General features: G+C 60.2%; 34 protein-coding genes. 20 read left to right on the top strand and 14 right to left on the bottom strand.

What is annotated here, in order from left to right:
- Position 1 precedes the first annotated feature (1 nt).
- From fmt to def (BUA42_RS17870), 4 genes are all read right to left on the bottom strand, one after another.
- Positions 2 to 913: a methionyl-tRNA formyltransferase gene (fmt, locus tag BUA42_RS17885; protein ID WP_072779712.1), complete on the bottom strand. Its 912-nt coding sequence runs from the start codon at positions 911 to 913 to the stop codon at positions 2 to 4.
- Positions 914 to 917: 4 nt separating this feature from the next.
- A complete protein-coding gene (locus BUA42_RS17880) occupies positions 918 to 1,307 on the bottom strand; it encodes a carboxymuconolactone decarboxylase family protein (RefSeq protein WP_072779711.1) in 390 nt (129 codons plus the stop codon).
- A 3-nt stretch (positions 1,308 to 1,310) separates the two neighbouring features.
- A complete protein-coding gene (gene def, locus BUA42_RS17875; RefSeq protein ID WP_072779818.1) occupies positions 1,311 to 1,808 on the bottom strand; it encodes a peptide deformylase in 498 nt (165 codons plus the stop codon).
- Between the two features lie 79 nt (positions 1,809 to 1,887).
- Positions 1,888 to 2,406: a peptide deformylase gene (def, locus tag BUA42_RS17870; RefSeq protein WP_072779817.1), complete on the bottom strand. Its 519-nt coding sequence runs from the start codon at positions 2,404 to 2,406 to the stop codon at positions 1,888 to 1,890.
- Between the two features lie 131 nt (positions 2,407 to 2,537).
- Between def (BUA42_RS17870) and BUA42_RS17865 the strand changes: the two genes are divergently transcribed.
- Complete coding sequence (locus tag BUA42_RS17865; protein WP_072779710.1) at positions 2,538 to 3,716, top strand: MalY/PatB family protein; 1,179 nt, start codon at positions 2,538 to 2,540, stop codon at positions 3,714 to 3,716.
- A gap of 27 nt (positions 3,717 to 3,743) precedes the next feature.
- On the opposite strand, the gene BUA42_RS17860 is transcribed toward BUA42_RS17865, so the two are convergent.
- Genes BUA42_RS17860 through BUA42_RS17840 form a run of 5 tightly spaced genes read right to left on the bottom strand, consistent with a single transcriptional unit; the run spans position 3,744 to position 6,506 of the window.
- Complete coding sequence (locus tag BUA42_RS17860; RefSeq protein WP_072779709.1) at positions 3,744 to 4,367, bottom strand: trimeric intracellular cation channel family protein; 624 nt, start codon at positions 4,365 to 4,367, stop codon at positions 3,744 to 3,746.
- Complete coding sequence (gene rnhA, locus BUA42_RS17855) at positions 4,364 to 4,819, bottom strand: ribonuclease HI (RefSeq protein WP_072779708.1); 456 nt, start codon at positions 4,817 to 4,819, stop codon at positions 4,364 to 4,366. The genes BUA42_RS17860 and rnhA overlap by 4 nt, the downstream gene beginning before the upstream one ends.
- Positions 4,812 to 5,402, bottom strand: a complete 591-nt coding sequence (locus tag BUA42_RS17850; RefSeq protein WP_072779707.1) for a class I SAM-dependent DNA methyltransferase — start codon at positions 5,400 to 5,402, stop codon at positions 4,812 to 4,814. Before BUA42_RS17850 ends, rnhA begins: the two co-directional genes overlap by 8 nt.
- Positions 5,399 to 5,851 (bottom strand): DUF3429 domain-containing protein, encoded by a 453-nt coding sequence (locus tag BUA42_RS17845; RefSeq protein WP_072779706.1) that lies wholly within the window; start codon positions 5,849 to 5,851, stop codon positions 5,399 to 5,401. Before BUA42_RS17845 ends, BUA42_RS17850 begins: the two co-directional genes overlap by 4 nt.
- 40 nt (positions 5,852 to 5,891) lie before the next feature.
- On the bottom strand, positions 5,892 to 6,506 hold the full coding sequence (locus BUA42_RS17840; protein WP_072779705.1) for a LysE family translocator: 615 nt from the start codon (positions 6,504 to 6,506) through the stop codon (positions 5,892 to 5,894).
- Between the two features lie 85 nt (positions 6,507 to 6,591).
- On the opposite strand from BUA42_RS17840, the gene BUA42_RS17835 reads away from it, so the two are divergent.
- Entirely contained in the window at positions 6,592 to 8,610 is a 2,019-nt protein-coding gene (locus tag BUA42_RS17835) for a DEAD/DEAH box helicase (RefSeq protein ID WP_245819057.1), read from the top strand.
- A gap of 31 nt (positions 8,611 to 8,641) precedes the next feature.
- On the opposite strand, the gene BUA42_RS17830 is transcribed toward BUA42_RS17835, so the two are convergent.
- Both BUA42_RS17830 and ispH read right to left on the bottom strand, forming a co-directional pair.
- The gene (locus BUA42_RS17830; RefSeq protein ID WP_245819056.1) at positions 8,642 to 8,977 is read right to left on the bottom strand and encodes a RidA family protein; all 336 of its coding nucleotides are present in this window, start codon (positions 8,975 to 8,977) and stop codon (positions 8,642 to 8,644) included.
- Positions 8,978 to 9,037: 60 nt separating this feature from the next.
- Positions 9,038 to 9,988, bottom strand: a complete 951-nt coding sequence (ispH, locus tag BUA42_RS17825; RefSeq protein ID WP_072779702.1) for a 4-hydroxy-3-methylbut-2-enyl diphosphate reductase — start codon at positions 9,986 to 9,988, stop codon at positions 9,038 to 9,040.
- Positions 9,989 to 10,127: 139 nt separating this feature from the next.
- On the opposite strand from ispH, the gene BUA42_RS17820 reads away from it, so the two are divergent.
- Complete coding sequence (locus tag BUA42_RS17820) at positions 10,128 to 10,580, top strand: c-type cytochrome (protein WP_072779816.1); 453 nt, start codon at positions 10,128 to 10,130, stop codon at positions 10,578 to 10,580.
- A gap of 7 nt (positions 10,581 to 10,587) precedes the next feature.
- Here BUA42_RS17820 and BUA42_RS17815 read toward each other — a convergent pair whose 3' ends face one another.
- Together BUA42_RS17815 and BUA42_RS17810 are read right to left on the bottom strand one after the other, a co-directional pair.
- Complete coding sequence (locus BUA42_RS17815; RefSeq protein WP_072779701.1) at positions 10,588 to 11,025, bottom strand: YqaA family protein; 438 nt, start codon at positions 11,023 to 11,025, stop codon at positions 10,588 to 10,590.
- A 24-nt stretch (positions 11,026 to 11,049) separates the two neighbouring features.
- The gene (locus tag BUA42_RS17810) at positions 11,050 to 11,622 is read right to left on the bottom strand and encodes a LabA-like NYN domain-containing protein (protein ID WP_072779700.1); all 573 of its coding nucleotides are present in this window, start codon (positions 11,620 to 11,622) and stop codon (positions 11,050 to 11,052) included.
- Between the two features lie 153 nt (positions 11,623 to 11,775).
- On the opposite strand from BUA42_RS17810, the gene folK reads away from it, so the two are divergent.
- The 17 genes from folK (at position 11,776) to BUA42_RS17725 (ending at position 25,265) form a co-directional block, all read left to right on the top strand.
- Positions 11,776 to 12,339 (top strand): 2-amino-4-hydroxy-6-hydroxymethyldihydropteridine diphosphokinase, encoded by a 564-nt coding sequence (gene folK / locus BUA42_RS17805; RefSeq protein ID WP_072779699.1) that lies wholly within the window; start codon positions 11,776 to 11,778, stop codon positions 12,337 to 12,339.
- Positions 12,340 to 12,414: 75 nt separating this feature from the next.
- On the top strand, positions 12,415 to 12,768 hold the full coding sequence (rpoZ, locus tag BUA42_RS17800; protein ID WP_072779698.1) for a DNA-directed RNA polymerase subunit omega: 354 nt from the start codon (positions 12,415 to 12,417) through the stop codon (positions 12,766 to 12,768).
- A gap of 39 nt (positions 12,769 to 12,807) precedes the next feature.
- On the top strand, positions 12,808 to 14,946 hold the full coding sequence (locus tag BUA42_RS17795) for a RelA/SpoT family protein (protein WP_072779697.1): 2,139 nt from the start codon (positions 12,808 to 12,810) through the stop codon (positions 14,944 to 14,946).
- 20 nt (positions 14,947 to 14,966) lie between these two features.
- A complete protein-coding gene (locus tag BUA42_RS17790; protein WP_072779696.1) occupies positions 14,967 to 15,620 on the top strand; it encodes a DUF2062 domain-containing protein in 654 nt (217 codons plus the stop codon).
- Between the two features lie 96 nt (positions 15,621 to 15,716).
- Complete coding sequence (locus BUA42_RS17785) at positions 15,717 to 16,469, top strand: pyridoxine 5'-phosphate synthase (RefSeq protein WP_072779695.1); 753 nt, start codon at positions 15,717 to 15,719, stop codon at positions 16,467 to 16,469.
- Positions 16,470 to 16,488: 19 nt separating this feature from the next.
- Positions 16,489 to 17,952, top strand: coding sequence for an alpha/beta hydrolase (locus BUA42_RS17780; protein ID WP_072779694.1), 1,464 nt, complete (start codon positions 16,489 to 16,491; stop codon positions 17,950 to 17,952).
- A gap of 9 nt (positions 17,953 to 17,961) precedes the next feature.
- The gene (gene acpS, locus BUA42_RS17775) at positions 17,962 to 18,360 is read left to right on the top strand and encodes a holo-ACP synthase (protein ID WP_072779693.1); all 399 of its coding nucleotides are present in this window, start codon (positions 17,962 to 17,964) and stop codon (positions 18,358 to 18,360) included.
- Between the two features lie 71 nt (positions 18,361 to 18,431).
- Positions 18,432 to 19,268: a signal peptidase I gene (gene lepB / locus BUA42_RS17770; RefSeq protein ID WP_072779692.1), complete on the top strand. Its 837-nt coding sequence runs from the start codon at positions 18,432 to 18,434 to the stop codon at positions 19,266 to 19,268.
- A complete protein-coding gene (rnc, locus tag BUA42_RS17765) occupies positions 19,268 to 19,957 on the top strand; it encodes a ribonuclease III (protein ID WP_072779691.1) in 690 nt (229 codons plus the stop codon). The genes lepB and rnc overlap by 1 nt, the downstream gene beginning before the upstream one ends.
- Positions 19,954 to 20,841 (top strand): DMT family transporter, encoded by an 888-nt coding sequence (locus tag BUA42_RS17760; protein WP_072779690.1) that lies wholly within the window; start codon positions 19,954 to 19,956, stop codon positions 20,839 to 20,841. The genes rnc and BUA42_RS17760 overlap by 4 nt, the downstream gene beginning before the upstream one ends.
- A gap of 42 nt (positions 20,842 to 20,883) precedes the next feature.
- Positions 20,884 to 21,789 carry a GTPase Era gene (gene era, locus BUA42_RS17755; RefSeq protein WP_072779689.1) on the top strand — a complete coding sequence of 302 codons (906 nt, stop codon included), beginning with the start codon at positions 20,884 to 20,886 and terminating at the stop codon, positions 21,787 to 21,789.
- A 144-nt stretch (positions 21,790 to 21,933) separates the two neighbouring features.
- Positions 21,934 to 22,266, top strand: coding sequence for a DUF1491 family protein (locus BUA42_RS17750; protein WP_072779815.1), 333 nt, complete (start codon positions 21,934 to 21,936; stop codon positions 22,264 to 22,266).
- 9 nt (positions 22,267 to 22,275) lie between these two features.
- A complete protein-coding gene (recO, locus tag BUA42_RS17745; RefSeq protein ID WP_072779688.1) occupies positions 22,276 to 23,016 on the top strand; it encodes a DNA repair protein RecO in 741 nt (246 codons plus the stop codon).
- Positions 23,017 to 23,074: 58 nt separating this feature from the next.
- Positions 23,075 to 23,734, top strand: a complete 660-nt coding sequence (gene pgsA, locus BUA42_RS17740) for a CDP-diacylglycerol--glycerol-3-phosphate 3-phosphatidyltransferase (protein WP_072779687.1) — start codon at positions 23,075 to 23,077, stop codon at positions 23,732 to 23,734.
- A 4-nt stretch (positions 23,735 to 23,738) separates the two neighbouring features.
- The gene (gene moaD, locus BUA42_RS17735; RefSeq protein WP_072779686.1) at positions 23,739 to 23,984 is read left to right on the top strand and encodes a molybdopterin converting factor subunit 1; all 246 of its coding nucleotides are present in this window, start codon (positions 23,739 to 23,741) and stop codon (positions 23,982 to 23,984) included.
- Positions 23,984 to 24,430: a molybdenum cofactor biosynthesis protein MoaE gene (locus tag BUA42_RS17730; protein ID WP_072779685.1), complete on the top strand. Its 447-nt coding sequence runs from the start codon at positions 23,984 to 23,986 to the stop codon at positions 24,428 to 24,430. Before moaD ends, BUA42_RS17730 begins: the two co-directional genes overlap by 1 nt.
- A 55-nt stretch (positions 24,431 to 24,485) precedes the next feature.
- Positions 24,486 to 25,265, top strand: coding sequence for an FCD domain-containing protein (locus BUA42_RS17725; protein WP_072779684.1), 780 nt, complete (start codon positions 24,486 to 24,488; stop codon positions 25,263 to 25,265).
- A 111-nt stretch (positions 25,266 to 25,376) separates the two neighbouring features.
- Here BUA42_RS17725 and BUA42_RS17720 read toward each other — a convergent pair whose 3' ends face one another.
- Positions 25,377 to 25,727 (bottom strand): hypothetical protein, encoded by a 351-nt coding sequence (locus BUA42_RS17720; protein ID WP_072779683.1) that lies wholly within the window; start codon positions 25,725 to 25,727, stop codon positions 25,377 to 25,379.
- Positions 25,728 to 26,065 lie beyond the last annotated feature (338 nt).

The raw sequence follows: 26,065 nt of genomic DNA, 5'->3' as shown, positions 1-26,065 counted from the left end.
CCTACTCTCCAAGTTGCGTCCCCGCAGGAACGGCCTGACCCCGCAGAAAGGTGTCGGCGTCTTGTGCACCTTTTCCGGCTCGCTGCGCGCGTGTGATGGTAACCGCTCCGCGCCCGCACGCAATGGTCAAGCGGTCATCCAGCGCCATTCCGGGCCGCCCAGCGCCATCAGCGAGTCTGCTATGCAACAGCTTGAGCCGATCCCCGTTGAGAATTGTCCATGCACCCGGGAATGGCGACAGTCCCCGTATCTGACGATCTACGAGGGTCGCCGGTTGTGTCCAGTCAACCTTAGCCTCGGATTTGTCGATCTTATCCGCGTAGGTCACACCCACGTCGGGCTGCGGGCGCGGTACCAGATCATCCAGCTTTGCGAGCGCCTCAACGATAAGCTTGGCCCCCATCTGAGATAGCCGGTCGTGCAAATCACCGGTTGTGTCGTCTGCTCCAATGGCGGTCGCGTCACACAACAGTACCGGACCTGTATCTAGCCCTGCCTCCATTTGCATGATGCAGACACCTGTCTCTGAGTCCCCCGCCATTACCGCGCGATGGATCGGGGCCGCGCCGCGCCAGCGGGGAAGAAGTGACGCGTGGATGTTGAGGCATTCGTGTTTCGGCGCATCCAGAATCGCCTGTGGCAGAATCAGACCATAAGCCACCACCACCGCGATATCGGCATTCAGATCCGCGAAAGCCTGCTGTTCTTCTTCGGTTTTCAGCGACGTGGGGTGTCGCACCGTCAGACCCAGCGCTTCCGCCCGCTGTTGCACGGGCGTCGGACGGTCCTTCTTGCCTCGTCCCGCAGGGCGCGGGGGTTGGCAATAGACCGCGGCAATCTCGTGACCCGCATTGACCAGCGCGTCCAGAACCGGAACCGAAAAGTCAGGTGATCCCATGAAGACGACGCGCATGGCGTTATTCTTCGTCTTCTGCGTCTTCGGCTGCAAAGACCTCGAGCGCCGCATTGAGGCCGTTGATCGCCGCCGGAAAGCCGCCGTAAAGCGCCATTTGCCAGATCACTTCGCCAATCTCTTCACGGGTCAACCCGGCTTTCCGGCCGCCCGCGATATTGACCTTGAGTTGCGGAGCCGTTTGCCCGCCCTGTGCCGTCAGCGCAGCAATGGTTGCGATGTACCGATCGCGGAGCGGCAATCCGGGGCGCGCATATTGGCGGCCATAGGCGAAGTCGACGATGCCTTCGGCCATGCCGGGAACCAGATGTCCGTAGCGCGCCTCCAGCGTTGCCTCCATTCCGGGGTTCAGCTCTTCGGAAAGGGCGCGCCCTTTTTCGGTGGTCGACGTCATGACTTATCCTTTGAGCTTTTTTGCGCGGCGTAGAAGGATGTCGCGCTTGGTTTTGCTGAGGTGATGAAAATAGAGTTTACCGTTCAAATGGTCGATCTGGTGTTGCACGGACGTGGCCCAAAGCCCGACGAGATCGCGCTCTTTGATGGTTCCAGTTTCGTCGATGAACCGTACGGTTACCGCCCGGGGCCGTACGATTGAAGCCGAGACACCGGGCAAGTTCGGGCTGGCTTCTTCGTGCTCACGAAACTCGACGCTCGCATGCAGGATTTCCGGGTTGGCCATACGGATCGCCTGACCCCGCTCGGACGACGCATCGACCACGGCCAGTCGCTGCATGATACCGATCTGCGGTGCTGCAAGCCCGACGCCGGGCATCGCCTCCATCGTGTCGATCATGTCCTGCCAGATGGCTCTTGTGTCTTCGGTGATCTCAGCGACAGGATCGGCCACGGTTCGCAGCCGTTTGTCGGGCCAGGGAATACACCGGCGAACCGTCACGCGGTGGCCTTGATATTGGAAACCGGCTCGCAAACTTGAGACAGGCGCTGAACCGGCCATGTCAGGCTCAGGCGCACCGTCATGCGCGCGCCATCTCGCGCTTCAGTTTTTGCATCTTGCGGGTGATCATCTGGCGCTTCAGCGGTTTCAGATAATCAATGAAGAGCTTCCCATCGAGATGATCGATCTCGTGCTGCACGCACGTGGCCCAGAGCCCGCCGAATTCCTCCTCGCGCGGGGTGCCGTTCTCATCGAGCCACGCCACCTTCACCTCGGCCGGTCGTGTGACATCCGCAAACTGGTCTGGGATGGACAGGCAGCCTTCTTCGTAGACGTTGGTCTCGTCCGACGCCGAGATGACCTCGGGGTTAAACATGATGAGCGGACGCGGGCTTTCCCCCTCTTCCTTCACGCAGTCGAGCACGATCAACCGCTGCAACACACCGACCTGCGGCGCGGCAAGCCCGATGCCCGGCGCGTCGTACATGGTTTCCAGCATGTTATCCGCCAGCGTGCGCAGATCATCGGTCAGATCGGGCACAGCTTCGCAACGTTTTTTGAGACGCGGGTCAGGGTGAATAAGGATCGGCAATTTCATGGTGGTCATGTAGGCGCATCTGCAAAAAAGCGCAACGTGAGGCGCTTTGATCGACCGCGTGATCTCGTGGCTTTTCACTTCTCCCTGTCCAGATTATTTATCCCGGGATCACGTCCACCGAGGGAGCCCGCATGACCTACCAGTTCAACACCATGAATGACCGCCGGGGCACAAATTGCTCAAAATGGGACGTTCTGGAGAGCAAGTTCGACGTTCCGAGCGAAGACGGTCTGGCGATGTGGACGGCGGATAGCGACTATCCGACCGCGCCGTGTGTGTTGAAGGCCTTGCAGGACGCGGTGGATCATGGCGTTTTTGGCTACTGGACCGACAACAGCGAATATCACAAGGCGATACAGTGGTGGATGAAATCCCGGCATGGCTGGGACATCGACACCGACTGGATCCTGACTTGCCAGGGTTTGGGCAACGCGATCGCGCTGTGTCTGGATGTCTGGTCCGCGCCGGGTGACCGGATCGTGACCTTCAATCCTGTGTATCACGAATTCGAATTCAAAATTCGCAAAGCCGGACGCGTTCCCGTGCAGTGTCCGCTCAAGCGCGACGGTGACACCTACGACCTAGACCTGGACACAGCGCAAGACATGCTGGACGGCACAGAAAAGATGCTGATCTTCTGTTCGCCGCAGAACCCTTCGGGACGCGTCTGGTCCCGCGAAGAATTGAAGCAAGTGGCCGAGTTTTGCGCGCGGAACGACTTGCTTCTAATATCCGATGAAATTCACCATGATTTCATCTATCCAGGGCACACGTTCGTCCCGATGGATGTCGCCGCGCCACAAATTCGCGACCGGTTGGTCGTTCTCACCGCTGCGTCCAAGACGTTCAACATCGCGGGTCAGAAGACCGGAAACATGATCATTCCGGACGATGACCTGCGCGCCGCGATGGCGCAGCGGCTGCGGTCGCTCGATTACTCGCCCAACGCGCTCGGATTGAAAATGGTCACCGCCGCCTATTCGCCGGAGGGTGCCGATTGGGTGGATGCGCAGATCGCGCATTTGATGGAGAACAAGGCCATCTTCGACGAAGGTGTCAACGCGATCCCCGGCGTGCGGTCCTTGCCACTTCAGTCGACCTATCTGGCTTGGGTCGATTTTTCTGGCACCGGCATGGATTTCGAAGAGATCAGCCGTCGTGTTCGCAAAGACGCCCGCATCGCGCCCAGCCCGGGACCGGAATTCGGTCCCGGAGGCGAGACGTTCCTGCGTTTCAACCTCGCAACGCAAAAGGCACGCGTCGTAGAGGCCGTGCATCGGTTGCAGACAGCGTTTGCTGACCTGCAATAGGCTCGCAGTGCCGCAACGCGGGTTTCGTCAGAGCCTGGGCGGTCGCGACTTGTAAACCGGCAATTTCCACCCGAACGCGATCGATCCAGCTCGCAACGCAAAGGTGGTCACCGCAGAGGCTGTGACGGTGACCAAAGCGGACGCGCCAAATAGCGGCGCCACCGCGACAACCGCTGCCCCGGCCACGGCGCATGTCACGTAAAGCTCGCCCTGCTTGAGCACCAAAGGCACCTCATTGGCGACCACATCGCGCATCAACCCGCCAAGACAACCGGTGATCGCGCCCATGACGATAATGATCGTCACGCTTTGATCTAGGGTCGCGGCAATCCGCGCACCCGCCGCGACGGCAAAGGCCAGCGCAGCGGCATCCAGCCAGAGGATCGCCTTGTATCGGCTTTCGATCAGATGTGCGGTGAAGAACACCAAGAATGCCGCAGCGGTGGCCGTGCCAAGGTATGTCGGATCACCCAGCCAGAACACCGGGTTCCTGTCCAAAAGCACGTCGCGCACCGTACCGCCGCCGACGCCTGTCAGGATGGCGAGAAAGGCAAACCCGATGATATCGAGCTGTGCACGGCTTGCCACCAGCGCGCCGGTCAACGCAAAGACGAGCACCGCCGCGTGATCGAGAACTGCGACCAGTGTCATTTTGACTTGAAGGGTTTCATCCCGGCCCGCGCCAGTTCATCCGCGCGCTCGTTCTCGGGATGTCCGGCATGCCCTTTGACCCATTCCCACGTCACGTCGTGCCGTTGCGCCGCCTCTTCCAGTCTCTGCCAAAGCTCTACATTTTTGACGGGCTTCTTGTTTGCGGTCTTCCAACCATTTCGTTTCCAGCCGTGAATCCAGCCGGTCACACCGTTTTTCACATAGGCGCTGTCGGTGACGATGGTGAGTGTCGAGGGTCGGTCCAGCGTCTCCAGTGCGGTGATCGCCGCCAACAGCTCCATCCGGTTATTGGTGGTCTCCGGCTCTCCCCCGCTCAACTCGCGCTCTTTCAGCACGGTATTCCCATCCTTGGCCTGCAAAAGCACACCCCATCCGCCCGGACCGGGGTTTCCGGAGCAGGCTCCGTCTGTGTAGGCGATAAGGTCAGGCATGCGCGGTGGTCGAAATCCAGTTCTCGTCGAGGCCGCTTAACCCCTTGTCCCGGCCACGTCGATAGGGACCAACGGTAAACCCGGCATCCTGCAAAAGCTCTGTCAGGCTGTCTTCCGTGTAATACGCGTAGTGCCGACCCATGCGATCGCGCGCCTCGCCTTCGCCATCCTTGACGGCGATATGGAACAGGCCGCCAGGTTTCAGCGCGGTGTGGATCGCGCGCAAGTGGCGCGGCAGATCGGCCCGCGGGGCGTGCAGAAGGCTGAAATTGGCCCAGACCCCGTCATAGACAGCAGCCCCGGTCACGTCATCGAAGGCCGCGACGCGCGCTGTGACGCCCGGAATTTGCGAAGCCAGTGCAATCATCTTTTCTGAAGCATCCAAAGCGGTCACTTTGAACCCAGCATCGACCATATGTCGCGCCGAGGTGCCGGGTCCGCATCCGAGATCAAGCACATGACCCCCTGTCGGAAGCTCCGACATGAACGCGGCCAGCGTTTTGCTTGGTCTTTCGGATGTCTCCAGCTGTGCATAGTCATCCGCGCGGGCGTCGTAGACCGCGATTGTCTTGGGATCGGTCACAGAAAGACCCCCACGCTCAGGCAAAGCACCACCAGACCTGTCAACAAGATGCGCAACTGCATCCACCAGGTCGGCGCCAACCCCCACCGCCAGAAGGCGTAATCAAGTGCAAGAAGTCCGACGAAGCCGAAGATCAGGTTCATCCCTGCGGTCACGGGTCCGCCGCCGGTCATAAAGAACGCCCAAAGCGCCGGTACGACAGAAAGCGCGTATCCCGTTGCCGCCTGGCTGCCGTCAGCCTTGGTGGCAAACCCCCACAACACGCCGGACATGAAGCTCAGGATCACCATACCGTAATTGAGCTGCACGAAAGGGCCGATGAAACGTGGCCCCAGTGTGCTTTGGCCCCAATCCGCCGCGCTGCCCGAAACCAGCGTGAGCGCGCCCCATGCAAACGGGATCACTCCGGCAAGGCCAAGGATCAGGGCGGAACGGGGTATCGCGGTCATACTGGCACCTCTGGCGGGTTACTTGGGTGCACCACCTAGGTCAGGCACGCTCCAGCGCCAACCGGCCGGCGAGCGCAGCGAAGATGCCGGCGAAGGTCCGGTTGAGCCAGATCATCACGCGTTCACTGCTTAGCAACCAAGTGCGCGCAGCTGCGGCGAAGACGCCATAGAGTACGAACACACCGAAAGTCATCGCCATGAACACTGCGCCGAGCATCGTCATCTCAAGCGTGGCCGTCGCCGGATTGCCACTGAGGAACGGTGGCAGAAGCGCGAGGAAGAAAATGGACAGCTTCGGGTTCAGGATATTGATGAGCGCGCCGCGACGGGCGATGCGAAACCCGTTTTCTGCGGTCTTTTCTGGCGACACCGCCAGCGCGCCACCGGATTTCAGTGCCTGCCACGCGAGGTACAGCAGGTAGGCGACACCGGCAAACTTCACCACGTTGAATAGCACCGCCGACGTGTGCAGCACCGCGGCCAGTCCCAGCGTCGCAGCCAGAAGGTGCGGTACGATGCCAAATGTGCATCCCAAAGCGGCCCAGATCGACGGCCAGCGCCCCTGCCCCAGCCCGATGGCCAGTGTGTAGATGACACCCGTGCCGGGCGCGACGACCACGACAAAGGCAGTAAGCAGGAATTGCATGGAAAGCATAACGGGTCCTCTTTGGGTGCGATGCCGTGACGCTATACATTTGCGTGGCAATGTTCTAGGTCGCAAAGCTTGGCGCCGTCGCCATATGTCCGATGAAAGATCCCTCCCCGTGAAGACCGCCTTGCAAGCCGCGCTGGATGCGCGTGGATACGATACTTTGACCCCTGTCCAGGAGGCCGTCCTGGCACCAGAGCTGACCGGTAAGGACCTTCTGGTCTCGGCGCAGACCGGGTCGGGGAAAACACTGGGTTTCGGACTCGCCATCGCGCCGACGTTGTTGGGCGAGGCGGACAGTTTTGGTGCTGCAGATGCGCCGCTCGCTTTGGTGATCGCACCTACGCGTGAACTTGCCTTGCAGGTCAAACGCGAGCTTGCTTGGCTTTACGAAAAGGCCGGAGTGGTCATGGCCTCGACCGTGGGTGGGATGGACATGCGCGACGAACGCCGCGCGCTGGCACGAGGAGCGCACATCGTTGTCGCGACGCCGGGGCGCTTGCGGGATCACATCATGCGTGGGTCGATTGATTTGTCGCAGTGCCGCGCGGTGGTGCTGGACGAAGCCGATGAGATGCTCGACCTCGGGTTTCGGGAAGACCTGGAATTCATCCTGGGCGAAGCGCCCAAAGACCGCCAGACGCTGATGTTTTCGGCCACCGTTCCCAAGATGATCGCGACTTTGGCGAAAAGCTATCAGCGCGACGCGGTGCGCATCGTCACGAAATCCGAGGCCAGCCAACACGCCGACATAGCCTATCGCGCCATGATGGTGGCTGACCGCGACACCGATAACGCCGTCATCAACACACTACGTTTCTACGAAGCGCCGAACGCAATCGTTTTCGCAAACACCCGGGCCATGGTGAACCGGCTGACAACACGTCTGTCGAACCGTGGCTTTCAGGTGGTCGCGCTGTCGGGCGAGCTGTCTCAGACCGAGCGCACCCACGCGCTGCAGGCGATGCGCGACGGGCGGGCGCAGGTTTGCGTCGCAACGGACGTGGCCGCGCGCGGGATCGACCTTCCGAACCTCGATCTGGTGGTCCATGCCGAGCTGCCATCCAACCACGAGACCTTGCTACACCGCTCTGGACGCACGGGTCGCGCAGGCCGCAAGGGCGTGTCGGCGCTGGTCTTAACAAAGAAGGTGCGCAAGAAAGCGGAACGGATTTTGCGGGATGCCAAATTGCGGGCCGAGTGGACCGATGCACCATCGGCCGATGAGGTCCTGGCGCGGGATGAAGAACGCATGTTCGCCGATCCCGCATGGACAGTGCCAGCAGAGCCGTCGGAAAGCGCCGTAGTGGACCGTCTTGTAGCGGAAATGACGCCCGAGCAAATCGCGACGGCTTACCTGCGGCTCTACCGTGAACAGCACACAGCGCCGGAAGACCTGTCCGACCCAAGTGCACCGCGTGCGCCTCGGACCGAGTTCGGGCCTTCGGTCTGGTTCGCCGTCTCAGGCGGGCGCGCAGCCGGTGCAGAGCCGCGTCGCGTGCTGCCGATGATCTGCGGCGCCGGAGGGCTGAGCAAGGAAGACGTCGGCGCAATCCGGATCCAGCAGGATCATTCGTTGGTGCAGATCAAGGAAACCTCGGTTACGCGCTTCCTGAATGCCGTCGGCCCCGAGATGGTCTTGGAAGAAGGTGTGAGCCTCACCCGGTTGGACACAGCGCCCGACCTCGAACGCGGCGGAAAGCCCGCGACTGCGCGCGGACCGAAACCAGAGCGAAAACCACGACGGGACGCACCCCGCGACGTGCACCGACAGAAATCCGCACCGCAAGTGGTCGACAGGCCCGCAATAGAGGACCGGCAAGAGGCTCCTCCGCCCAAGGCGAAGAAGCCCAAGTCAGCGGATCGCAGCCCGGCTCAAAAACCGCGCAAAACAGGCGGTGATGCTCCGCCCCGGCGCGCAGGCGATGGGCCCGCCAAAAAGCGCGACGACAAGCGCGACAAACCGAAAGGGCCGCCTCCGCCGAAAGGGAAACCAACCAGCAAAAAGAACAAGGCGCGCGCTGCAACCCGAACCGGGGCAAGCGACACGTCTAAGCGGATGGGAAAACCGCGTCAGAAATTAGGCGGCAAGCCAAGCCGAAAGCCGTGATCCATAGCGGCCGAACGCGTCGCGTCGCTGTCTAATCCGCGAAGCGCGCTGTCACCTTGACCTCGACCAAGGCGCCCGAGCGCCGCAATTCCGCGACACCAACGGCAGTCCAAGCTGGATAGGGTTCAACGACATACCTGTTGCGGACCGACGCAAAGCAGTCGAAATGCGTGCGGATGCCCACGTGATAGCTGGTCATGTCGACGACGTGACCAAAATCAAGACCCGCGGCCCGCAAGACCTCGGCGATCTTGTCGAACGCTTTGGTAAATTGTTGTTCGGGCTCGTTCGGCATGGTGCCGTCCGGAAGACTTCCCGTCATACCTGTCACGAACAGCAGATCGCCAGACCGAATCGCTGGGGACATCTTCCAAGGATTGTCTGCACCGGACATGCCATCGGGCCAAACCGCGAGAGGCCTACTCACTTACGCGGGCTCGCGCAGCACGCGAGGCACCTTGAATTCAACATTCTCGACGGCGGTCTCGACCAGCTCTTGCTTGACGTCGAACCTGTCGCGGAAGGCGTCGATCACTTCATTGATCAGCTCTTCCGGCGCGCTGGCCCCGGCGGTGATGCCGATGGACGAGATGCCCTCGAGAGCGCGCCAATCGATATCCGGCGCGCGCTGCACCAGTTGGGCATAGGTGCATCCCGCCTTGCGCCCGACTTCAACAAGACGCTTTGAATTGGACGAGTTCGGTGCGCCGACGACGAGCATGGCGTCGCACCGGGGCGCCATCGCCTTGACAGCTTCCTGTCGGTTGGTGGTCGCGTAGCAAATGTCCTCTTTGTGCGGACCGACAATGCTCGGGAACCGCGCCTGCAACGCGGCCACGATATCGGCGGTATCATCGACCGACAGGGTCGTTTGCGTCACGAAGGCGAGCTTTTCGGGGTCGCGCACCTTTACCGTCGCCACATCTTCGACTGTCTCGACCAAAAGCACTTCACCTTCGGGCAGCTGTCCCATGGTGCCTACCGTCTCGGGGTGGCCTTCGTGGCCGATCATGATCATCTGAAGACCGTTTTCGTGGTGCCTTGCAGCCTCGATATGGACCTTGCTCACCAGCGGACAGGTGGCATCGACGTAAATCATCTCACGCTTCGCCGCGGCGGCCGGAACCGCCTTCGGCACGCCATGCGCAGAAAAGATCACCGGGCGGTCATCCGGGCAGTCTTCAAGCTCTTCCACGAAGACCGCACCTTTGTCCCGCAACCCGTCCACGACGTATTTGTTGTGCACGATCTCATGTCGCACGTAGACAGGCGCACCCCATTTCTGGAGCGCCATCTCGACGATCTTGATCGCACGGTCGACACCGGCGCAGAACCCACGCGGCGCGGCAAGATACAGGGTCAGGGGCGGTTTGGTCATCTCGTGTCTCCTGTTGCTTCAGAGGTAAGGCCACTGATCGCAAGGGTCCAGCCCCTAGCGTTGATCACGCGGCTGTCACTTGACCTTCCAGCGCGACATGGTGGTTTCTTCGCGCAAAGACGCGAAATCGGAGATCAGAATGCGCCCCAGCCACGCAATTGCGATCCTATCCTTTGTAATTTTGTCGTCCGGGGCGCAGGCCTCTGGGTTGCTGCCTTATGAGGACGCCGAGCGTATTGCCAACGGATCAGTCGTTTACAACGAGTATTGCGCGGTCTGCCATGGTGCCGATCTTGAGGGGCAGGTCGAAGAGTGGCGTCAACCGGACGCAGACGGATTCCTTCCGGCACCGCCGCATGACGAGACGGGCCACACCTGGCACCATGCCGACGACCTTTTGATCAACATTGTCACCCGCGGGACCGAAGCCATTGTCGGCGGGACGTACAAGTCGAACATGATGGGGTTCGGCGACGTGCTCAGCCGCGAAGAGATCGAAGATGTCTTGGCCTTCATCAAAAGCACATGGTCGGACGAAGTGATCGAAATCCACAACGGCATCAACGAACGCGCGAGTCTGTACGGCAACTAAAGACGTTTCAGCTGACTTGTGCAGTGACCCATGCCAGCGCGATGTAGCGTGTCGTTTTTGAAATCGCGACCAGTGTGAAGAACAGCCACACGTTGGTGCGCATTACACCTGCCACAACGGTAAGCGCATCACCGAGTGGGGCCCAACTCAACAAAAGCGTCCAGACACCGTATTTGGAGTACCAGTTTTGGGCACGCTCCAGTTGCGATTCGGACACCGGAAACCAGCGACGATCCCGGTAATGCTCGATCACTCGCCCCAGCGCGTAGTTGACCCCTGACCCAAGCGTATTCCCGACGCTGGCAAAAAGGATGATTTCGAGCACAGGAATGTCGCCGCGCAGTTGAAGCGCGACGAACACAATTTCGGATTGGAACGGGAGGATCGTTGCTGCGCCGAAGGCCACGATGAAAAGCCCGCTCAACGCGAGTATGTCTTCCCACATGGGCCTATCGGCGCTGGAGCAAGATCAGTCTTGCTCGGCCGAGATCGGCTGGCGATCCGGCATCGGGTCACGCGGCGGTCGACCAATGACATCACGCAACTCATCGAGTTCGATAAAGTTGTCCGCCTGCCGACGCAGTTCGTCGGCAATCATTGGCGGCTGGCTACGAATTGTCGAGACGACAGACACGCGTACGCCCTTGCGCTGCAGGCTTTCCACCAACGGGCGGAAGTCGCCATCACCGGAAAACAGAACGATGTGATCGACGTGATCGGCCAACTCCATGGCATCGACGGTCAGTTCGATGTCCATATTGCCTTTGACCTTCCGGCGGCCCTGGCTGTCGGTGTATTCCTTTGCCGGCTTCGTGCGCATGTTGAAGCCGTTGTAATGCAGCCAGTCCACAAGGGGACGGATCGGCGAATACTCGTCGTTTTCCAACAGTGCCGTATAGTAGAACGCGCGAAGCAGCTTGCCCCGCCGCAAGAATTCCTGACGCAGAAGCTTGTAGTCGATGTCAAAACCCAGCGACTTGGCTGCGGCGTAGAGGTTGGACCCATCAATAAACAGTGCCAACCGCTCGTCTTTGTAGAACATGAATTGAGCCTTCCAAAACAATAACGCTGCCTGGCGAACCTTCGGGAGTGGTTGATCCGAATGTCTCTTGGCCAAGCCGCGACCGGTGATTTAATGGTTTGCCAGCGTACCGCAAGGTGCGATTTCCGGACAGAACCTCATATATGTGTTTTTATGAATGTTTTTTATATTGCCCTTGGCGCAAATCTCCCATTTGGCGAACACTCGCCGCTGGACACTCTCCAAGGCGCATTGAATCGCTTGAACGTGGCCTCGACACAGATGATCGCGGCAAGCGATGTCTACCGGACCCCGTGTTTTCCGGAAGGCGCCGGGCCTGATTTCGTCAATGCAGTGGCCAAGGTGATGTCCGATCTGAAGCCGACCGAGATGCTGGAACACCTGCATGCACTTGAAGGCGATTTGGGTCGGGAACGGAAAAGCAGATGGGGCGCCCGGACCGTCGATCTTGATCTTCTGGCGGCGGGCGATCTCGTCCTGCCGAACGCCGCGGTCTTTCGACACTGGATGGAGCTTGCACCCGATCAGCAACGGGTTCGCGCTCCGGACACGTTGATCCTCCCACACCCCCGGCTTCACGAGCGCGCCTTTGTGCTTGTGCCATGGCGGGACATTGCGGCAGACTGGGTGCACCCGGTCTTGAACAAGACCGTGGCTGAAATGTGTGCCGCGCTGCCGCCAGATGACGTGGCCGCAGTGATCAAGCTTGTCAATTGATATCTGCTTGTATTCGAGGCGCACGCGCTATATCTAACGGCTTCTTGAAGGTTGCCCGATGAATTGGAGTGCTCCATGGCCCGCGTCACGGTTGAAGATTGCGTTGATAAAGTCCCAAATCGTTTTGAGCTGGTGATGCTCGCTGCGCACCGGGCGCGGGAAGTCTCGAGCGGTGCAGCAATCACAGTGGACCGTGACAACGACAAGAACCCGGTCGTTGCCCTGCGCGAGATCGCGGAAGAAACACAATCGGCCGACGAACTTCGCGAGCGTCTGATCGAATCGAACCAGACCCAGATCGAAGTGGACGAGCCGGAAGAAGACGCAATGGCCCTTCTGATGGGGGCAGAACCCGACAAACCGGCGGACGACGATCTGTCCGAGGAAAAACTGCTTCGCGCTCTCATGGAGGCGCAAGGCCAGGGCTAAGCAGCGGCGCGATGCGGGCCGCATGAAAATGAGGCGCCGATGATCGCGGCTGACGACCTTGTTGCGCTGGTTCGCAACTACAACCCCAAGACAAACGAAGCGCTCATTCGTGAGGCTTACGAGTACGGGCGTGCCATGCATGAAGGGCAATTCCGGCATTCCGGAGAGCCCTATTTCTCGCATCCTGTCGCGGTGGCGGCGATCCTGACCGAGCAACAGCTCGACGATGCGACTATCATCACCGCCATCCTGCACGACACGATCGAAGACACGAAATCGACCTACAGCGAGATCGCCGACCGCTTTGGCGAAGAGGTGGCGATACTCGTCGATGGCGTCACGAAGCTGACCAATCTCCAGCTGTCCAGTTCCGAGACCAAACAGGCCGAGAACTTTCGCAAGCTTTTTATGGCAATGTCCAAAGACTTGCGGGTGATCCTCGTCAAACTCGCCGACCGTCTGCACAACATGCGGACGATTAAGGCGATGCGGCCCGAAAAGCAGATCCAGAAAGCCCGCGAGACGATGGACATCTACGCGCCGCTCGCTGGCCGCATGGGGATGCAGTGGATGCGCGAGGAATTGGAAGACCTTGCCTTCCGCGTTCTCAATCCTGAAGGCCGCGCAAGCATCATCCGCCGCTTCATCACGTTGCAGAAAGAAACCGGTGACGTGATCCACCGCATCACCAGTGACATGCGGTCCGAACTTGAGAAAGCGGATATCGACGCCGAAGTCTTCGGCCGCGCCAAGAAACCCTATTCAATCTGGCGCAAGATGCAGGAAAAAGAGATTGGCTTTTCCCGTCTCTCGGATATCTACGGCTTTCGGATCATCACACGGTCGATTTCCGACAGCTATGCTGCGCTTGGCGTGATCCATCAACGCTGGCGCGCAATTCCGGGGCGGTTCAAGGATTATATTTCCGAACCCAAATCCAACGGGTACCGGTCGATTCACACCACCGTTTCGGGGCGGGACGGAAAGCGCGTCGAGGTGCAGATTCGAACGCGCCAGATGCACGATGTCGCCGAAACCGGCGTCGCTGCGCATTGGTCGTATCGCGACGGTGTACGCAGCGAGAACCCGTTTGCCGTCGATCCGGCGAAATGGGTGGCGTCGCTCACCGAACAATTCGATGGTGAGGATGATCACGAGGATTTCCTCGAAGCGGTCAAGCTCGAGATGTATCCGGACAAGGTCTTCTGCTTCACACCTAAGGGCGATGTCGTCAAACTCCCCCGCGGGGCGACACCTCTGGACTTTGCCTACGCGATCCACACACGCATCGGTGCGGCCTGTGTCGGTGCCAAGGTGGACGGACTGCGCGTGCCGTTGTGGACACGGCTGAAAAACGGCCAATCCGTCGACATCGTGACCGCCGAAGGTCAAACCCCGCAGGCGACCTGGCTGGATATCGCCACCACCGGTAAGGCGAAATCGGCCATCCGCCGTGCCCTGCGCGAAGCCGGGCGCGAACGCTATGCGCAACTCGGTCGCGAACTGGCCCGCGCGGCGTTCGAAAATGTCGGCAAGAAAGCCAGCGACAAGGTGCTGGAAATGGCCGCACGCAACCTGCGCATCGAAAGCGCGCAGGAACTCCTCGCGCGGCTTGGCAGCGCAGAAATGTCCGCGCGCGAGGCGGTCGCCGCTGTGTATCCCGACCTCGCCCCGAAACCGCTGGATTTCATCGAAACGCAACGTGCGGTGATCGGGCTCAATCAGGGTCAGGCCTTTGACCGCGCGCCCTGTTGTCAACCGCTTCCGGGCGAACGGATCGTCGGTATTGCCCAGCGCGGCAAGGGGGTGGTCGTCCACAGCATCGACTGCTCCGCCTTGGAAGGGTTCGAAGACCAATCCGACCGCTGGATTGATTTGCACTGGGCGTCCGGAAACCACCCACCAGTCTACTCCGCCACGCTTGAACTGACCATCGGCAATGACGCTGGTGTACTGGGACGGATTTGCACATTGATTGGCGAACAGAAGGCCAATATCTCGGATTTGAACTTTGTGGATCGCAAACCAGATTTTTACAAGCTGCTGATAGATATCGACCTGAGTGATGCAAACCACCTGCATTCCGTCATGTCGGCACTGGAAGCGGAAAGCGATGTAGCGTCTGTCGTCCGAAGACGGGATCCCGCTTTGTCGGTGCAAGCGGCCGCGGCCGAGTAGAAAGATCGAAGGGACGAGATTTGGTTTTCAAACGGCGGGACAGGCGGTCGATTCTGACCACCCTCCGCGAGGCACTTTGGCCGCGTGGCGGCTGGGCCCGTGCGGCCCGTTACGTGCAGCACCGTTTGAACCGACTTCCCGACCCGCCCGAACGCATCGCGCGCGGGATCTTCGCTGGCGTGCTGACGACCTTCACACCTTTCTACGGCATGCACTTCGTCACTGCCGCGATCATCGCGTGGGTGATGCGTGGAAATATCCTTGCCGCGCTGTTGTCGACCTTCTTCGGCAACCCACTCACCTACGTTCCGATCAGCGTCGCCTCGCTCCAGACCGGGTATTGGCTTTTGGGATTGGGCGAGGTCGCGCATGAACATGGCAGCATCGGTTACAAGTTTGCCAAAGCGGGCGAAGACCTTTGGCAGAACTTCATCGCGATCTTCACGGATGCCACGGCGGACTGGTCCGCACTGCGCATCTTCTATGACGAAGTCTTTTTTCCGTGGCTGGTCGGCGGCATCCTTCCCGGCATTCTGACGGGGCTCGTGTGTTACTATCTTTCGGTTCCGATTATCCGCGCCTACCAGAACCGCCGCAAAGGTGTGCTTAAGGCGAAACTGGCGTCGCTGAAGAAAAAGAAAAAGCAAACCGACGAAAGCCAGGCAGCAGACTAGGATGGTTGCCCCACGGCCGATTGTATCGGTACGTGAAATTCTGTTCCCCCTCGCGGATTTGCGCCCTACCTTCACGCTCAGGCGAAGGAGTGCACTATGACGGATTATGTCGGGAAACTGCGGTTGGGTGTGAACATTGACCATGTTGCAACGGTGCGGAACGCCCGCGGCGGGGATGTGCCCGACCCCACACGCGCGGCGAAAATCGCCGAGGACGCGGGGGCCGACGGGATCACCGCGCATCTCCGCGAAGACCGGCGCCATATCCGCGACGAAGATATCGAACGCTTGATGGACACCCTTACCGTACCACTGAATTTCGAGATGGCGGCGACCGAGGAAATGCAGAAGATCGCCCTGCGCCACAAACCCCACGCCGTCTGTATCGTACCGGAAAAGCGGGAAGAGCGTACAACTGAAGGTGGCCTAGAGGTTGCCCGCGAAGAGAACAGGCTCGCGGGATATATCGCTCCGCTGCGCGAGGCGGGCTGCCGTGTTTCGATCTTCATTGCGGCGGATGAACGCCAGATCTCGGCCGCGCACCGGATCGGCGCGCAGGTCATCGAATTGCACACCGGTGCGTATTGCGATGCCCACGCCGAGGGACGATTCGACGAACGGGATCGCGAACTGGAAGCGATGCGGGACATGGCGGCATACGCGCACTCGCTCGGGCTGGAGGTGCATGCAGGACATGGCTTGACCTATGACTGCGTAACGCCCGTTGCGGCGTTGCCCGAAGTCATCGAATTGAACATCGGTCACTTCATCATCGGCGAAGCGATCTTTCGCGGCCTCGGCCCAGCCATTACAGAGATGCGCCGCGTGATGGACGCAGCACGCGCCTGACCTGCTGTCTGATCGTAGAATGATCCGTCCTTTCCTAACGGTTTTGACCCTGCTGATTGGACTGGTCGGGGTCTTCGTGCTCGAATCCGCGCGAAGTGGCGTTGCCTTCGACGTGACCTCGGTCGGCAACACTCCGGTCACCACTCTGGCGCAAGACGGCGCAAACGGACCGCACGTCGTGGTCGCGCATGGGTTTGCCGGCTCGCGAGAGATGATGCAGGGATACGGCCTTGTCCTCGCGCAAGCCGGATACAGGGTGCACATGTTCGACTTCGAAGGTCACGGCGCCCATCCACTACCCATGTCAGGTGACGTCAACCTCATCGAAGGCACCACGATGCGACTGGTGGATCAGACGCTGGCGGTGATCGATGCGGTGCAGGATGGCGAGCAACCTGTAGCCCTGCTCGGCCATTCGATGGCGACAGACGTGCTTGTTCGGGTGGCCGAGATATCCGATCGTACCGGCCCACTGGTCCTGTTGTCGGCGTTCTCGCAGGCAGTGACCGATAAACACCCCGCAAACATGCTTTTGATCTCGGGTCAGTGGGAGCCGCCTTTGCGCGACTTCGGATTGCGCGCGGCGCGGATGGTGGACGCCGACGCAGACGAAGGCGAGGTCGTGACATCAGAAGGCGTCATCCGCGCAACCAAGGTTGCGCCACACGTCGAACATGTGGCGATCCTGCAGTCCCGGGAAGGGCGCGCAGACGCTTTGGCCTGGCTCAACCGCGCCTATGTTCGCGACGCGACGGTTGCGGTTCCGCCGACGGGATGGGCGTTCCTTGCCGTTATGGCGGCAATCACGGCACTTGCCGGTCCCCTTGCGCGGCTCTTGGTGCACAAAGACGACCTCCCACCCAAGCCGGTCCTTCCAACTTGGAAATTCGCTCTGGTCATCGGAGGACCGATGGTTCTGACGCCGCTTTTGGCGACCCTCATCGACATCGACGCGCTTCCGGTTCTTGTCGCGGACTACCTCGCGGTTCATCTTGGGCTGTACGGGATTACAGGCCTCATCCTGCTGCGCTGGCTGACCGGTGCTGTTCCAGTGAATCGCGTCAACCTTATCGGCTTTACAGGCCTGCTGGTCTGGGGCCTCGGCGTCTTCGGCTTTGCGCTGGACCGGTACGGGGCAAATTTCTTCCCCGTGGCAGAGCGGTTGCCCATCATCGCGGCGCTTGCGCTTGGCGCGGTGCCCTTCATGGTCGCAGATGCCGCGATTGCATGGCGGGCCTCGATCTGGAAGCGTATCGCGTCCCGTGTCGCACTTCTGATCTCGCTTGGAATTGCCGTAACGCTTGATTTCGAAAGCCTTTTCTTCCTTGTGATGATTGCCCCGGTCATCGTTCTCTTCTTCCTCGTTCACGGAACAATGGGCCGCGCCTTTGCGAAACAAACCGGGCCGTTGACGGCGGGGCTGGCCTTGGGATTGATACTCGCATGGGCGCTGGGGGTCAGTTTCCCGATGTTTTCGGTGTAAGAGGGCAGCATGATCATCGGCATCGGCACGGACCTAGCGAATATCGACCGCATCGCCGGAACGCTGGAACGGTTCGGAGATCGGTTCCGCAACCGGGTTTTCACCGAAACCGAACAGCGAAAAGCCGAACGTCGCCGAGACGTCGCCGGGACCTATGCGAAACGTTGGGCGGCGAAGGAAGCCTGTTCCAAGGCGCTTGGCACTGGTCTGCGCATGGGGATTGCGTGGAAGGATATGTCCGTTCGGAACCTGCGCACCGGCCAACCGGTGATGGAGGTCACCGGCTGGGCCAAGGCGCGGCTCGAGGAACTGACCCCGCCCGGACATGAGGCGATCATTCACGTCACGCTCACCGACGACCATCCCTGGGCACAGGCCACTGTCCTGATCGAAGCCCGCCCAAAGTAACGGCCGCGTTGCTTGACACCCGGGTCAGCCCCGCTCATTTACCGCGGGAGGTTTGGGTAAAAGGCGGGCACATGGCGACAGAAACAAAAAAGGGTGGCGGGATTGTCGAAACGATCAAGACCGTTGTCTATGCGCTTTTGATCGCGGGTGTGTTTCGGACCCTGTTCTTTCAACCGTTCTGGATTCCGTCCGGGTCGATGAAAGACACTTTGTTGATCGGTGACTTCCTGTTCGTCAACAAAATGTCTTACGGCTATTCCTACGCGTCTTGCCCGTCCCTCTACCTTCCGAATTTCGGGATCGATATCGACGCGCGAGACATTTGCGGTTGGGCGGATGGCGACAACAGCCGTCTGTTCGGTTCGGAACCCGAACGCGGCGATGTCGCGGTGTTCCGGCATCCGGTAACAGGCCGTGATTTCATCAAACGGGTTGTCGGCCTGCCCGGCGATCAGGTGCGGATGATCGGTGGCGTCCTGCATATCAACGGTGATCCCGTCGAGCTTGTCCCGCAGCCGGTATTCGAAGAAACCGCCGCGCCGCAAGGCCCGCAGCGCCTGCGCCCACGCTGCGCAAATGGTCCGGTTGGCAATGGCGGCACCTGTGTCAAAGAGCGGTTTTTAGAAACGCTGCCGGATGGCACCACGCATTCGATTCTGAATATCGGCAACCAGGGGTCGGACAATACGCCCGTCTATACGGTGCCTGAGGGCCATTACTTCATGATGGGCGACAACCGCGACAACTCGTCTGACAGCCGGGTCCCCGCCGTCGCCGGTGGCGTCGGATTTGTTCCGTTCGAGAACCTGATCGGCAAGGCCAATCGCGTGATGTTCTCTTCCGCCGGATCGTCCATGCTGTATTTCTGGACCTGGCGCGGTGACCGCTTTTTCGAGAAGATCGAGTAATGAAACTCTCGGCGGATCTTCAGGCGCTGAGCAAGCGCCTGGGGCACCGGTTCGAGCGCCCGGAACTGCTTGTGCGGGCCGTAACCCATTCCTCGCGGGCGGGCGTCAACCGGGACGACAATCAGCGTCTCGAATTCCTGGGCGACCGTGTACTGGGCCTCGTGATGGCCGAGGCGCTTCTGGCCGAAGACAAAAGCGCGCGTGAGGGTCAGCTTGCCCCGCGGTTCAACGCCTTGGTTCGCAAAGAGACCTGCGCCGACGTGGCGCGCGAAATTGCGCTTGGCGACAGTCTGAAGCTCGGGCGGTCAGAGATGATGTCTGGCGGTCGCCGAAAGCAGGCGCTTTTGGGAGACGCGATGGAGGCAGTGATCGCCGCCGTCTATCTGGACGGCGGGTTTGACTCGGCGAAAACCATGGTCCTGCGCCTCTGGGGCAAACGGATCGGTTCGGTGGAAGACGATGCGCGCGACGCGAAAACTTCGCTGCAAGAGTGGGCACAGGCGCGTGGGATGCCGCCGCCGACCTATGATGAGATAAGCCGGGACGGCCCCGATCACGCCCCGCGCTTCGTGATTTGTGCCAAGCTTGAGAACGGGCAATCTGCCGAAGCACAGGCCGGATCGAAGCGACAGGCAGAGCAGGCTGCGGCAAAAGCCTTGCTTGCAGCGCTGGAACGGACCGCTTCTTGAGCAACAACCTGCGCGGCAGTCTGTTCATGGTTCTCGCCATGCTCGGCTTTGCCATCGAAGACGCGTTTTTCAAAGGGGCAACGGCGACCGGAGGCGTTTCGCCCGGTGTTGCAACCATCGTTTTCGGCACGTTCGGAACAATGGGCTTTGCGCTATATTGTCTGTGGATCAAGGACCCTCTGTTCACTCGGCGGTTTGTCGAAGGCCCGCTTTTGATCCGATCCGGGTTCGAGATCATGGGTCGGCTCTTCTTTGCCCTGAGCCTTGCTTTTGCGCCCCTATCAACCACGTCTGCCATTTTGCAGGCAGCGCCCTTGGTGGTCACGCTCGGGGCGGTGGTCGTTTTGAAAGAACCGGTGGGTTTGCGCCGATGGGCTGCCATGCTGATCGGGTTCCTGGGCGTTCTGTTGATCGTACGCCCTACACCCACTGGGTTTGACGCGACCGCTATCTTCGCGATCCTTGGCATGATCGGTTTCGCCGGGCGCGATCTGATGACCCGGGCTAGCCCGCCCGAGGTATCGGCGGCGCAATTGGGTGTTCTTGGATTTCTTATGGTGTTCATTGCCGGTGTCATCATCACGATATTCGAGGATGCACCAGTATCCGCCCCAACGTTGCCAGCGTTGACCCTGCTTCTTGGCACTGGCCTTGCCGGTCTGGTGGGTTACAGCGCGCTGACCGTTGCCATGCGCACGGGCGAGGTGTCTGTCGTGGCCCCATTCAGGTACTCCCGGCTTTTGATCGCGCTGGTGATCGCCTATTTCGTTTTCGGCGAACGACCGGACGCTGTGATGCTTGCTGGCGCAGCGCTCATCGTGGGGAGCGGCACCTACACGCTTCTGCGCAGCGGCCGCAAACACGGGGCTGGCTCTGCCGCCTGATCTGGCGTATGAGGCCGGTCTTCTAGGAACGGATGCACCCCGATGACCACACGCGCCGGCTTCGTCGCTTTGATCGGAGAACCCAACGCAGGCAAATCGACGCTCACCAACCAGATGGTTGGGGCGAAGGTGTCGATTGTCACGCATAAGGTTCAGACAACGCGTGCTCGCATTCGCGGCGTTGCGATGGAAGGGGACGCGCAGATCGTGCTGGTGGATACGCCGGGTCTGTTCAAACCACGTCGCCGACTGGACCGCGCGATGGTCGCTGCCGCCTGGGGCGGGGCCGCGGATGCAGATATCATTGTGCTTCTGATCGAAGCGCACCGGGGCATCACGGACGGCGTAGAACGCATTCTAGAGAACCTGGGTCAGGTCGCGGGCAAACGCCCGGTGGCGTTGGCCATCAACAAGATCGACCGCGTCGAAGCGCCGGTCTTGCTCAAACTGTCCGAAGACATGAACGCACGATACGATTTCGCGCAGACCTTCATGATTTCGGCGGAAAAAGGGTACGGCGTCGCGGATTTGCGCAAATGGCTGGCGGCGGAACTTCCCGAAGGGCCGTGGCTTTACCCCGAAGACCAGATCGCCGATCTTCCCTTGCGCATGATCGCGGCGGAGATGACCCGCGAAAAGCTCACGCTGCGGCTGCATCAGGAGTTGCCCTACCAGCTCACCGTCGAGACCGAGAATTGGGAAGAACGCAAGGATGGCTCGGCCCGGATCGACCAGATCGTTTACGTCGCGCGGGACGGCCACAAGGGGATCGTGCTGGGCAACAAGGGCGAGACGATCAAGGCGATCTCCAAGGCGGCGCGGGAAGAACTGGAAGAGTTCCTTGGGCGGCGGATCCACCTGTTCGTGCAGGTGAAAGTGCGCGAAAAGTGGTTGGACGAAGCCGAGCGCTATTCCGAGATGGGTCTGGATTTCAAGGATGGTGCGTAGAGACGCGACCCAACGCTGGTTCTGTGCTGTTCGTGGCGACCAAGTCCTATTGCCATTCGATCAGAGTGCTGACCCTGACCAACTGCCAGCGCCGGTCTGGCGATCGCGCGGTTGCCTTCGGACTTGTTCCGCGCGAGCATGCTGATGACCCGCCTCACTGCCTCATTCTGGGTCCAAGCCTACCTGCGCCGCCTGTCGCTGCATGACATCCCTGCCTTTGTGACCGCGCATGGCGACGACACAGCTGGCGCCGTTCTGGTGAAGCTCAACACGCTCAATGGGCGGGCCAAAGCCTTTGTCCGCCAATTCGACCTCATGACCGGCGAACGCAGTTGGCAAGTGCTGGCCGAGGGGGCTGAACAGGATGTCGATGCCAGTATCGCGAAACAGCGCAGCTTCGACGCCGATCTCTGGGTGATCGAGGTCGAGGATCGGGACGGTCGGCACCTGCTGGATGAAGACGGCCTGTCGGGATAGCCTCCGGTCATGGACTGGCGCGATACGGGCATCCTTCTGAGCAGCCGACGGCACGGCGAAACTTCGATGATCATCGAAGTATTCACGCCCGAACGCGGTCGCTACGCCGGTGTCGTGCGCGGAGGCGCGTCGCGGAAAATCGCCCCGATCCTGCAAACCGGCGCGCAGCTTGACCTCGCATGGCGGGCGCGGCTGGAGGACCACATCGGCAGTTTCACGGTCGAGCTGCAGCGCTCCCGCGCTGCCGTCGCGATGGGGCAACGGCTGGCGCTTGCGGGGATGAACGCGGTTCTTGCGCTTCTTGCCTTTGCCCTGCCCGAACGTGAGGCGCATGAAGCGCTTTACCAAAAAAGCCAGAACCTGCTGGATCTTCTGGACCAACCCGACCTGTGGCCCTTGGCCTATCTGCAGTGGGAAACCGCCCTTTTGGACGATCTGGGCTATGGCCTTGATCTGAAGCAATGTGCCGTCACAGGGTCAACCGAGGACCTGATCTATATCTCACCCAAAAGCGCGCGCGCCGTGTCGTCCAAGGGCGCGGGCGATTGGGCCAACCGCCTTCTGCCCCTGCCCCCCGCGCTGCAGGGTGCGGCAACCGATGACACTGACATCGTGGAGGCGCTGCGCGTGACGGAATACTTCCTTGTCAACAAGCTCGCAAAAGACCAGATCGGCAAGCCACTCCCGCAAGCGCGCGCGCGCTTCATCGATGCATTGCAGCGCCGCGCGACGTCAGCATCGGCTGAATAGGGCGTCTCAGGTCAAACCTGCCTTTTCACTGTCCCATTGCCGCGTTAGGTAGTGTCTCATGAACATGACAGTGCCCAATATCCTGACGGTTCTGCGCCTGCTTGCGGCGCCGGGAGTGGCGTTGATGTTTCTCTATTTCTCGCGCCCGCTCGCCGACTGGTTTGCGCTTGTGCTCTTCGTGCTGGCCGCCGTGACCGACTGGTTCGACGGCTATCTCGCCCGCGCGTGGAAGCAGGAGAGCAAGCTCGGTGCGATGCTCGACCCGATTGCGGATAAGGCGATGGTGGTGATCGCCTTGATGGTGATCGTGGGCTATTCGTCGATGTCGCCCTGGCTGGTGCTGCCCGCGACATTCATCCTGTTCCGTGAGGTCTTTGTCTCGGGCCTTCGCGAGTTTCTGGGCGACACGGCGGGCACGCTGAAGGTCACACCTTTGGCTAAGTGGAAAACGACCTTGCAGATGATCGCCATCGCGGTGCTTTTCGCCCAGGGCGTTTTCGAGCACTATCTGGGTATGTCGATCATCGGCATGTCGCCGGAGATCGTGGATGGCATCATGACCGGCGAGATTGAAGACCTGCACGGGTTATGGTGGAAAGTGGCGGGCATGGTCTGGGCCGGGAATCTCGGGCTTTTGCTGCTCTGGATCGCGGCATTCCTGACGCTGATGACCGGTTGGGACTATTTCCGCAAAGCAGTGCCGCATTTGAAGGATTGATCGGATGGATGTTCTGTATTTCGCATGGGTCCGGGAACGGATCGGGTTGCCGAAAGAGACCGTGACGACCGACGCGGCGACCGTGGCCGATCTGGTCGAGGAACTGCGCGCGAAGGAAGAGCGCTATGCGGTGGCGTTCTCGGACCTGTCGGCGTTGCGTGTGGCTGTCGATCAGGAACTGACCGATTTCGATGCGCCTTTGGCAGGCGCGCGCGAGGTCGCGTTTTTCCCACCCATGACGGGCGGCTGATGCGAGTTGTCGTTCAGGAAGCGCCGTTCGATTTCGGGGCGGAGGCGGAGGCATTTGCCTCTGGCCGCCACGATATGGGCGCGGTTGTGACGTTCACCGGCGTGGTGCGGGACTTCGGCGGCGGCGGCCTCGATGCGATGGAGATCGAGCATTACCCGGGGATGACGCAGAAAGCGCTGGAGAAGATCGCTTCGGAGGCTGTGGAGCGCTGGTCTTTGGGAGATGCGCTGGTCATTCACCGCTACGGGCGGATGGAGCCGGGGGAGAAGATCATGATGGTCGCTACTGCCGCGCCGCACCGCAAGGACGCGTTCGAGGCGGCGGAGTACCTGATGGACTACCTCAAATCCCGCGCGCCGTTCTGGAAGAAAGAGCATTCTGCGTCGGGCGAGACCGATTGGGTCGCTGCGAAAGACGAAGACGAGGATGCTTTGACGCGCTGGTAGGTTGTTTGGGGCGCGCTTTGGTCATATCATTTGACCAATTCAGCTTGAGGCCCCTATGCCCTTTACTCCCGTCACCCCCGAGAAACTCTCCACCGCCGTTGTCCGCCAGATCGAACAACTGATCCTGCGCGGCATCCTGCGGCCCGGAGAGCGGTTGCCGTCGGAACGGGAACTGTCGGACCGGCTGGAGGTCTCCCGCCCCTCCCTGCGCGAGGCGATTGCCGACCTGTCGGAGCGCGGGCTGCTGACCAGCCGCAAGGGCGCGGGGGTCTATGTGGCTGATGTGCTGGGGTCCGCCTTTTCGCCCGCCTTGGTGAAGCTCTTTGCGAGCCATGACGAGGCGGTGTTCGACTACCTCTCCTTTCGCCGCGACATGGAAGGGCTGGCCGCCGAACGCGCGGCGCGGTTGGCGTCGGACACGGATCTAGCTGTGATCGCGGCGGTGTTCGCCAAGATGGAAGCGGCGCACCAGAAGCGCGACCCGTCGGATGAGGCCGAACTCGACGCCGAGTTTCACCTGTCCATCATAGAGGCCAGCCACAACGTCGTCATGCTCCACATGATGCGCTCGATGTATCAGTTATTGAGGGAGGGCGTGTTCTACAACCGGCAAATGATGTTCCGACAGAAGACCACCCGCGCGACCTTGCTCGACCAACACCGCGCGATCAACGACGCGCTACAGGCGCGAGATCCGGCAGGCGCCCGGCAGGCGGTGGTGGATCACCTGACCTATGTCGAGAGCTGTCTGGCGGACAGCCGCAAGGCCGAGGCGCATGAGGTCGTGGCTCGGCAGAGGTTGGAGCATGTTGGGGGGAAGGGGGGCGGAATATAATCTATTTGCACCAAGCAACCGCTTCGCTTTTCAGGATGTCGATGCAACCCATGTCAAACTTGGTAAGCGCATAAATTTCAATAAATGAAATATTGATTTGAATGCATACGATCACCTCTTTGCACAGTAGTTCCCCAAGCCATATTGCACTAGCGCATTTGCAATAGTTGCGGCAGGTACAATCATACCACCAGCCATAACGATTGCGTCTGTGGTTGCGGATACAACATTTCCAGCGGTCTGAATGCTCAACTTTACGTTCGTGCCATCGCATACAGATGCTCGCACTTCCGGGCCACGTTCACGCAGAAACGAGATAGCTTTGCGGATTTTGCCTTTCTTTTCATCGGGGGCCATCTGATCAAATGGCGCTGCATCCGGAATTTTAGGTTCCCACCCGACCTCTTCGAGCTTGCGGCCAAGTTCTTCGAACGCTACCAATTGTTCAGAAGTCAACTTCATGGTGTGCCCTTTTTTCGACTATGCATAAGAAGAAGCTTATTTGTAGAAATCATGACAAACAACCAATCACCGGTTACGTCGAATTTGTATACACCGAACACAGTCACGCAACCATAGCTGAAATATCGAGAAATGGCGAAGTCGAAGTCCCGACATTCCAAAGTTTGGAGCCAAAGATTGCTGTCGTGAAACCGACAGATGGTCACTGGCCTGTTGTTGTGGACCTAAATGAAAAAAACGAATGATACCGGTGAAAAACTCCGCCTGATCAGATGAGGCCATGTATCTTAGCGAACGGGTCCCAGTCTTTGTCCTCGTGCCAATCATACTCGCTCCAC

This window comes from Marivita hallyeonensis (assembly GCF_900129875.1).
Classification (GTDB): Bacteria; Pseudomonadota; Alphaproteobacteria; order Rhodobacterales; family Rhodobacteraceae; genus Marivita; species Marivita hallyeonensis.
This window is presented reverse-complemented; position numbering and strand designations above follow the sequence as displayed.

Coding starts and splice junctions, on each gene's coding strand:
- fmt (WP_072779712.1), bottom strand. CDS start 913: ATGCGCGTCGTCTTCATGGGATCACCTGACTTTTCGGTTCCGGTTCTG.
- BUA42_RS17880 (WP_072779711.1), bottom strand. CDS start 1,307: ATGACGTCGACCACCGAAAAAGGGCGCGCCCTTTCCGAAGAGCTGAAC.
- def (WP_072779817.1), bottom strand. CDS start 2,406: ATGAAATTGCCGATCCTTATTCACCCTGACCCGCGTCTCAAAAAACGT.
- BUA42_RS17865 (WP_072779710.1), top strand. CDS start 2,538: ATGACCTACCAGTTCAACACCATGAATGACCGCCGGGGCACAAATTGC.
- BUA42_RS17860 (WP_072779709.1), bottom strand. CDS start 4,367: ATGACACTGGTCGCAGTTCTCGATCACGCGGCGGTGCTCGTCTTTGCG.
- rnhA (WP_072779708.1), bottom strand. CDS start 4,819: ATGCCTGACCTTATCGCCTACACAGACGGAGCCTGCTCCGGAAACCCC.
- BUA42_RS17845 (WP_072779706.1), bottom strand. CDS start 5,851: ATGACCGCGATACCCCGTTCCGCCCTGATCCTTGGCCTTGCCGGAGTG.
- BUA42_RS17840 (WP_072779705.1), bottom strand. CDS start 6,506: ATGCTTTCCATGCAATTCCTGCTTACTGCCTTTGTCGTGGTCGTCGCG.
- BUA42_RS17835 (WP_245819057.1), top strand. CDS start 6,592: ATGTCCGATGAAAGATCCCTCCCCGTGAAGACCGCCTTGCAAGCCGCG.
- BUA42_RS17830 (WP_245819056.1), bottom strand. CDS start 8,977: ATGTCCCCAGCGATTCGGTCTGGCGATCTGCTGTTCGTGACAGGTATG.
- ispH (WP_072779702.1), bottom strand. CDS start 9,988: ATGACCAAACCGCCCCTGACCCTGTATCTTGCCGCGCCGCGTGGGTTC.
- BUA42_RS17820 (WP_072779816.1), top strand. CDS start 10,128: ATGCGCCCCAGCCACGCAATTGCGATCCTATCCTTTGTAATTTTGTCG.
- BUA42_RS17815 (WP_072779701.1), bottom strand. CDS start 11,025: ATGTGGGAAGACATACTCGCGTTGAGCGGGCTTTTCATCGTGGCCTTC.
- BUA42_RS17810 (WP_072779700.1), bottom strand. CDS start 11,622: ATGTTCTACAAAGACGAGCGGTTGGCACTGTTTATTGATGGGTCCAAC.
- folK (WP_072779699.1), top strand. CDS start 11,776: ATGAATGTTTTTTATATTGCCCTTGGCGCAAATCTCCCATTTGGCGAA.
- rpoZ (WP_072779698.1), top strand. CDS start 12,415: ATGGCCCGCGTCACGGTTGAAGATTGCGTTGATAAAGTCCCAAATCGT.
- BUA42_RS17795 (WP_072779697.1), top strand. CDS start 12,808: ATGATCGCGGCTGACGACCTTGTTGCGCTGGTTCGCAACTACAACCCC.
- BUA42_RS17785 (WP_072779695.1), top strand. CDS start 15,717: ATGACGGATTATGTCGGGAAACTGCGGTTGGGTGTGAACATTGACCAT.
- BUA42_RS17780 (WP_072779694.1), top strand. CDS start 16,489: ATGATCCGTCCTTTCCTAACGGTTTTGACCCTGCTGATTGGACTGGTC.
- acpS (WP_072779693.1), top strand. CDS start 17,962: ATGATCATCGGCATCGGCACGGACCTAGCGAATATCGACCGCATCGCC.
- lepB (WP_072779692.1), top strand. CDS start 18,432: ATGGCGACAGAAACAAAAAAGGGTGGCGGGATTGTCGAAACGATCAAG.
- rnc (WP_072779691.1), top strand. CDS start 19,268: ATGAAACTCTCGGCGGATCTTCAGGCGCTGAGCAAGCGCCTGGGGCAC.
- era (WP_072779689.1), top strand. CDS start 20,884: ATGACCACACGCGCCGGCTTCGTCGCTTTGATCGGAGAACCCAACGCA.
- BUA42_RS17750 (WP_072779815.1), top strand. CDS start 21,934: ATGACCCGCCTCACTGCCTCATTCTGGGTCCAAGCCTACCTGCGCCGC.
- recO (WP_072779688.1), top strand. CDS start 22,276: ATGGACTGGCGCGATACGGGCATCCTTCTGAGCAGCCGACGGCACGGC.
- pgsA (WP_072779687.1), top strand. CDS start 23,075: ATGAACATGACAGTGCCCAATATCCTGACGGTTCTGCGCCTGCTTGCG.
- moaD (WP_072779686.1), top strand. CDS start 23,739: ATGGATGTTCTGTATTTCGCATGGGTCCGGGAACGGATCGGGTTGCCG.
- BUA42_RS17730 (WP_072779685.1), top strand. CDS start 23,984: ATGCGAGTTGTCGTTCAGGAAGCGCCGTTCGATTTCGGGGCGGAGGCG.
- BUA42_RS17725 (WP_072779684.1), top strand. CDS start 24,486: ATGCCCTTTACTCCCGTCACCCCCGAGAAACTCTCCACCGCCGTTGTC.
- BUA42_RS17720 (WP_072779683.1), bottom strand. CDS start 25,727: ATGAAGTTGACTTCTGAACAATTGGTAGCGTTCGAAGAACTTGGCCGC.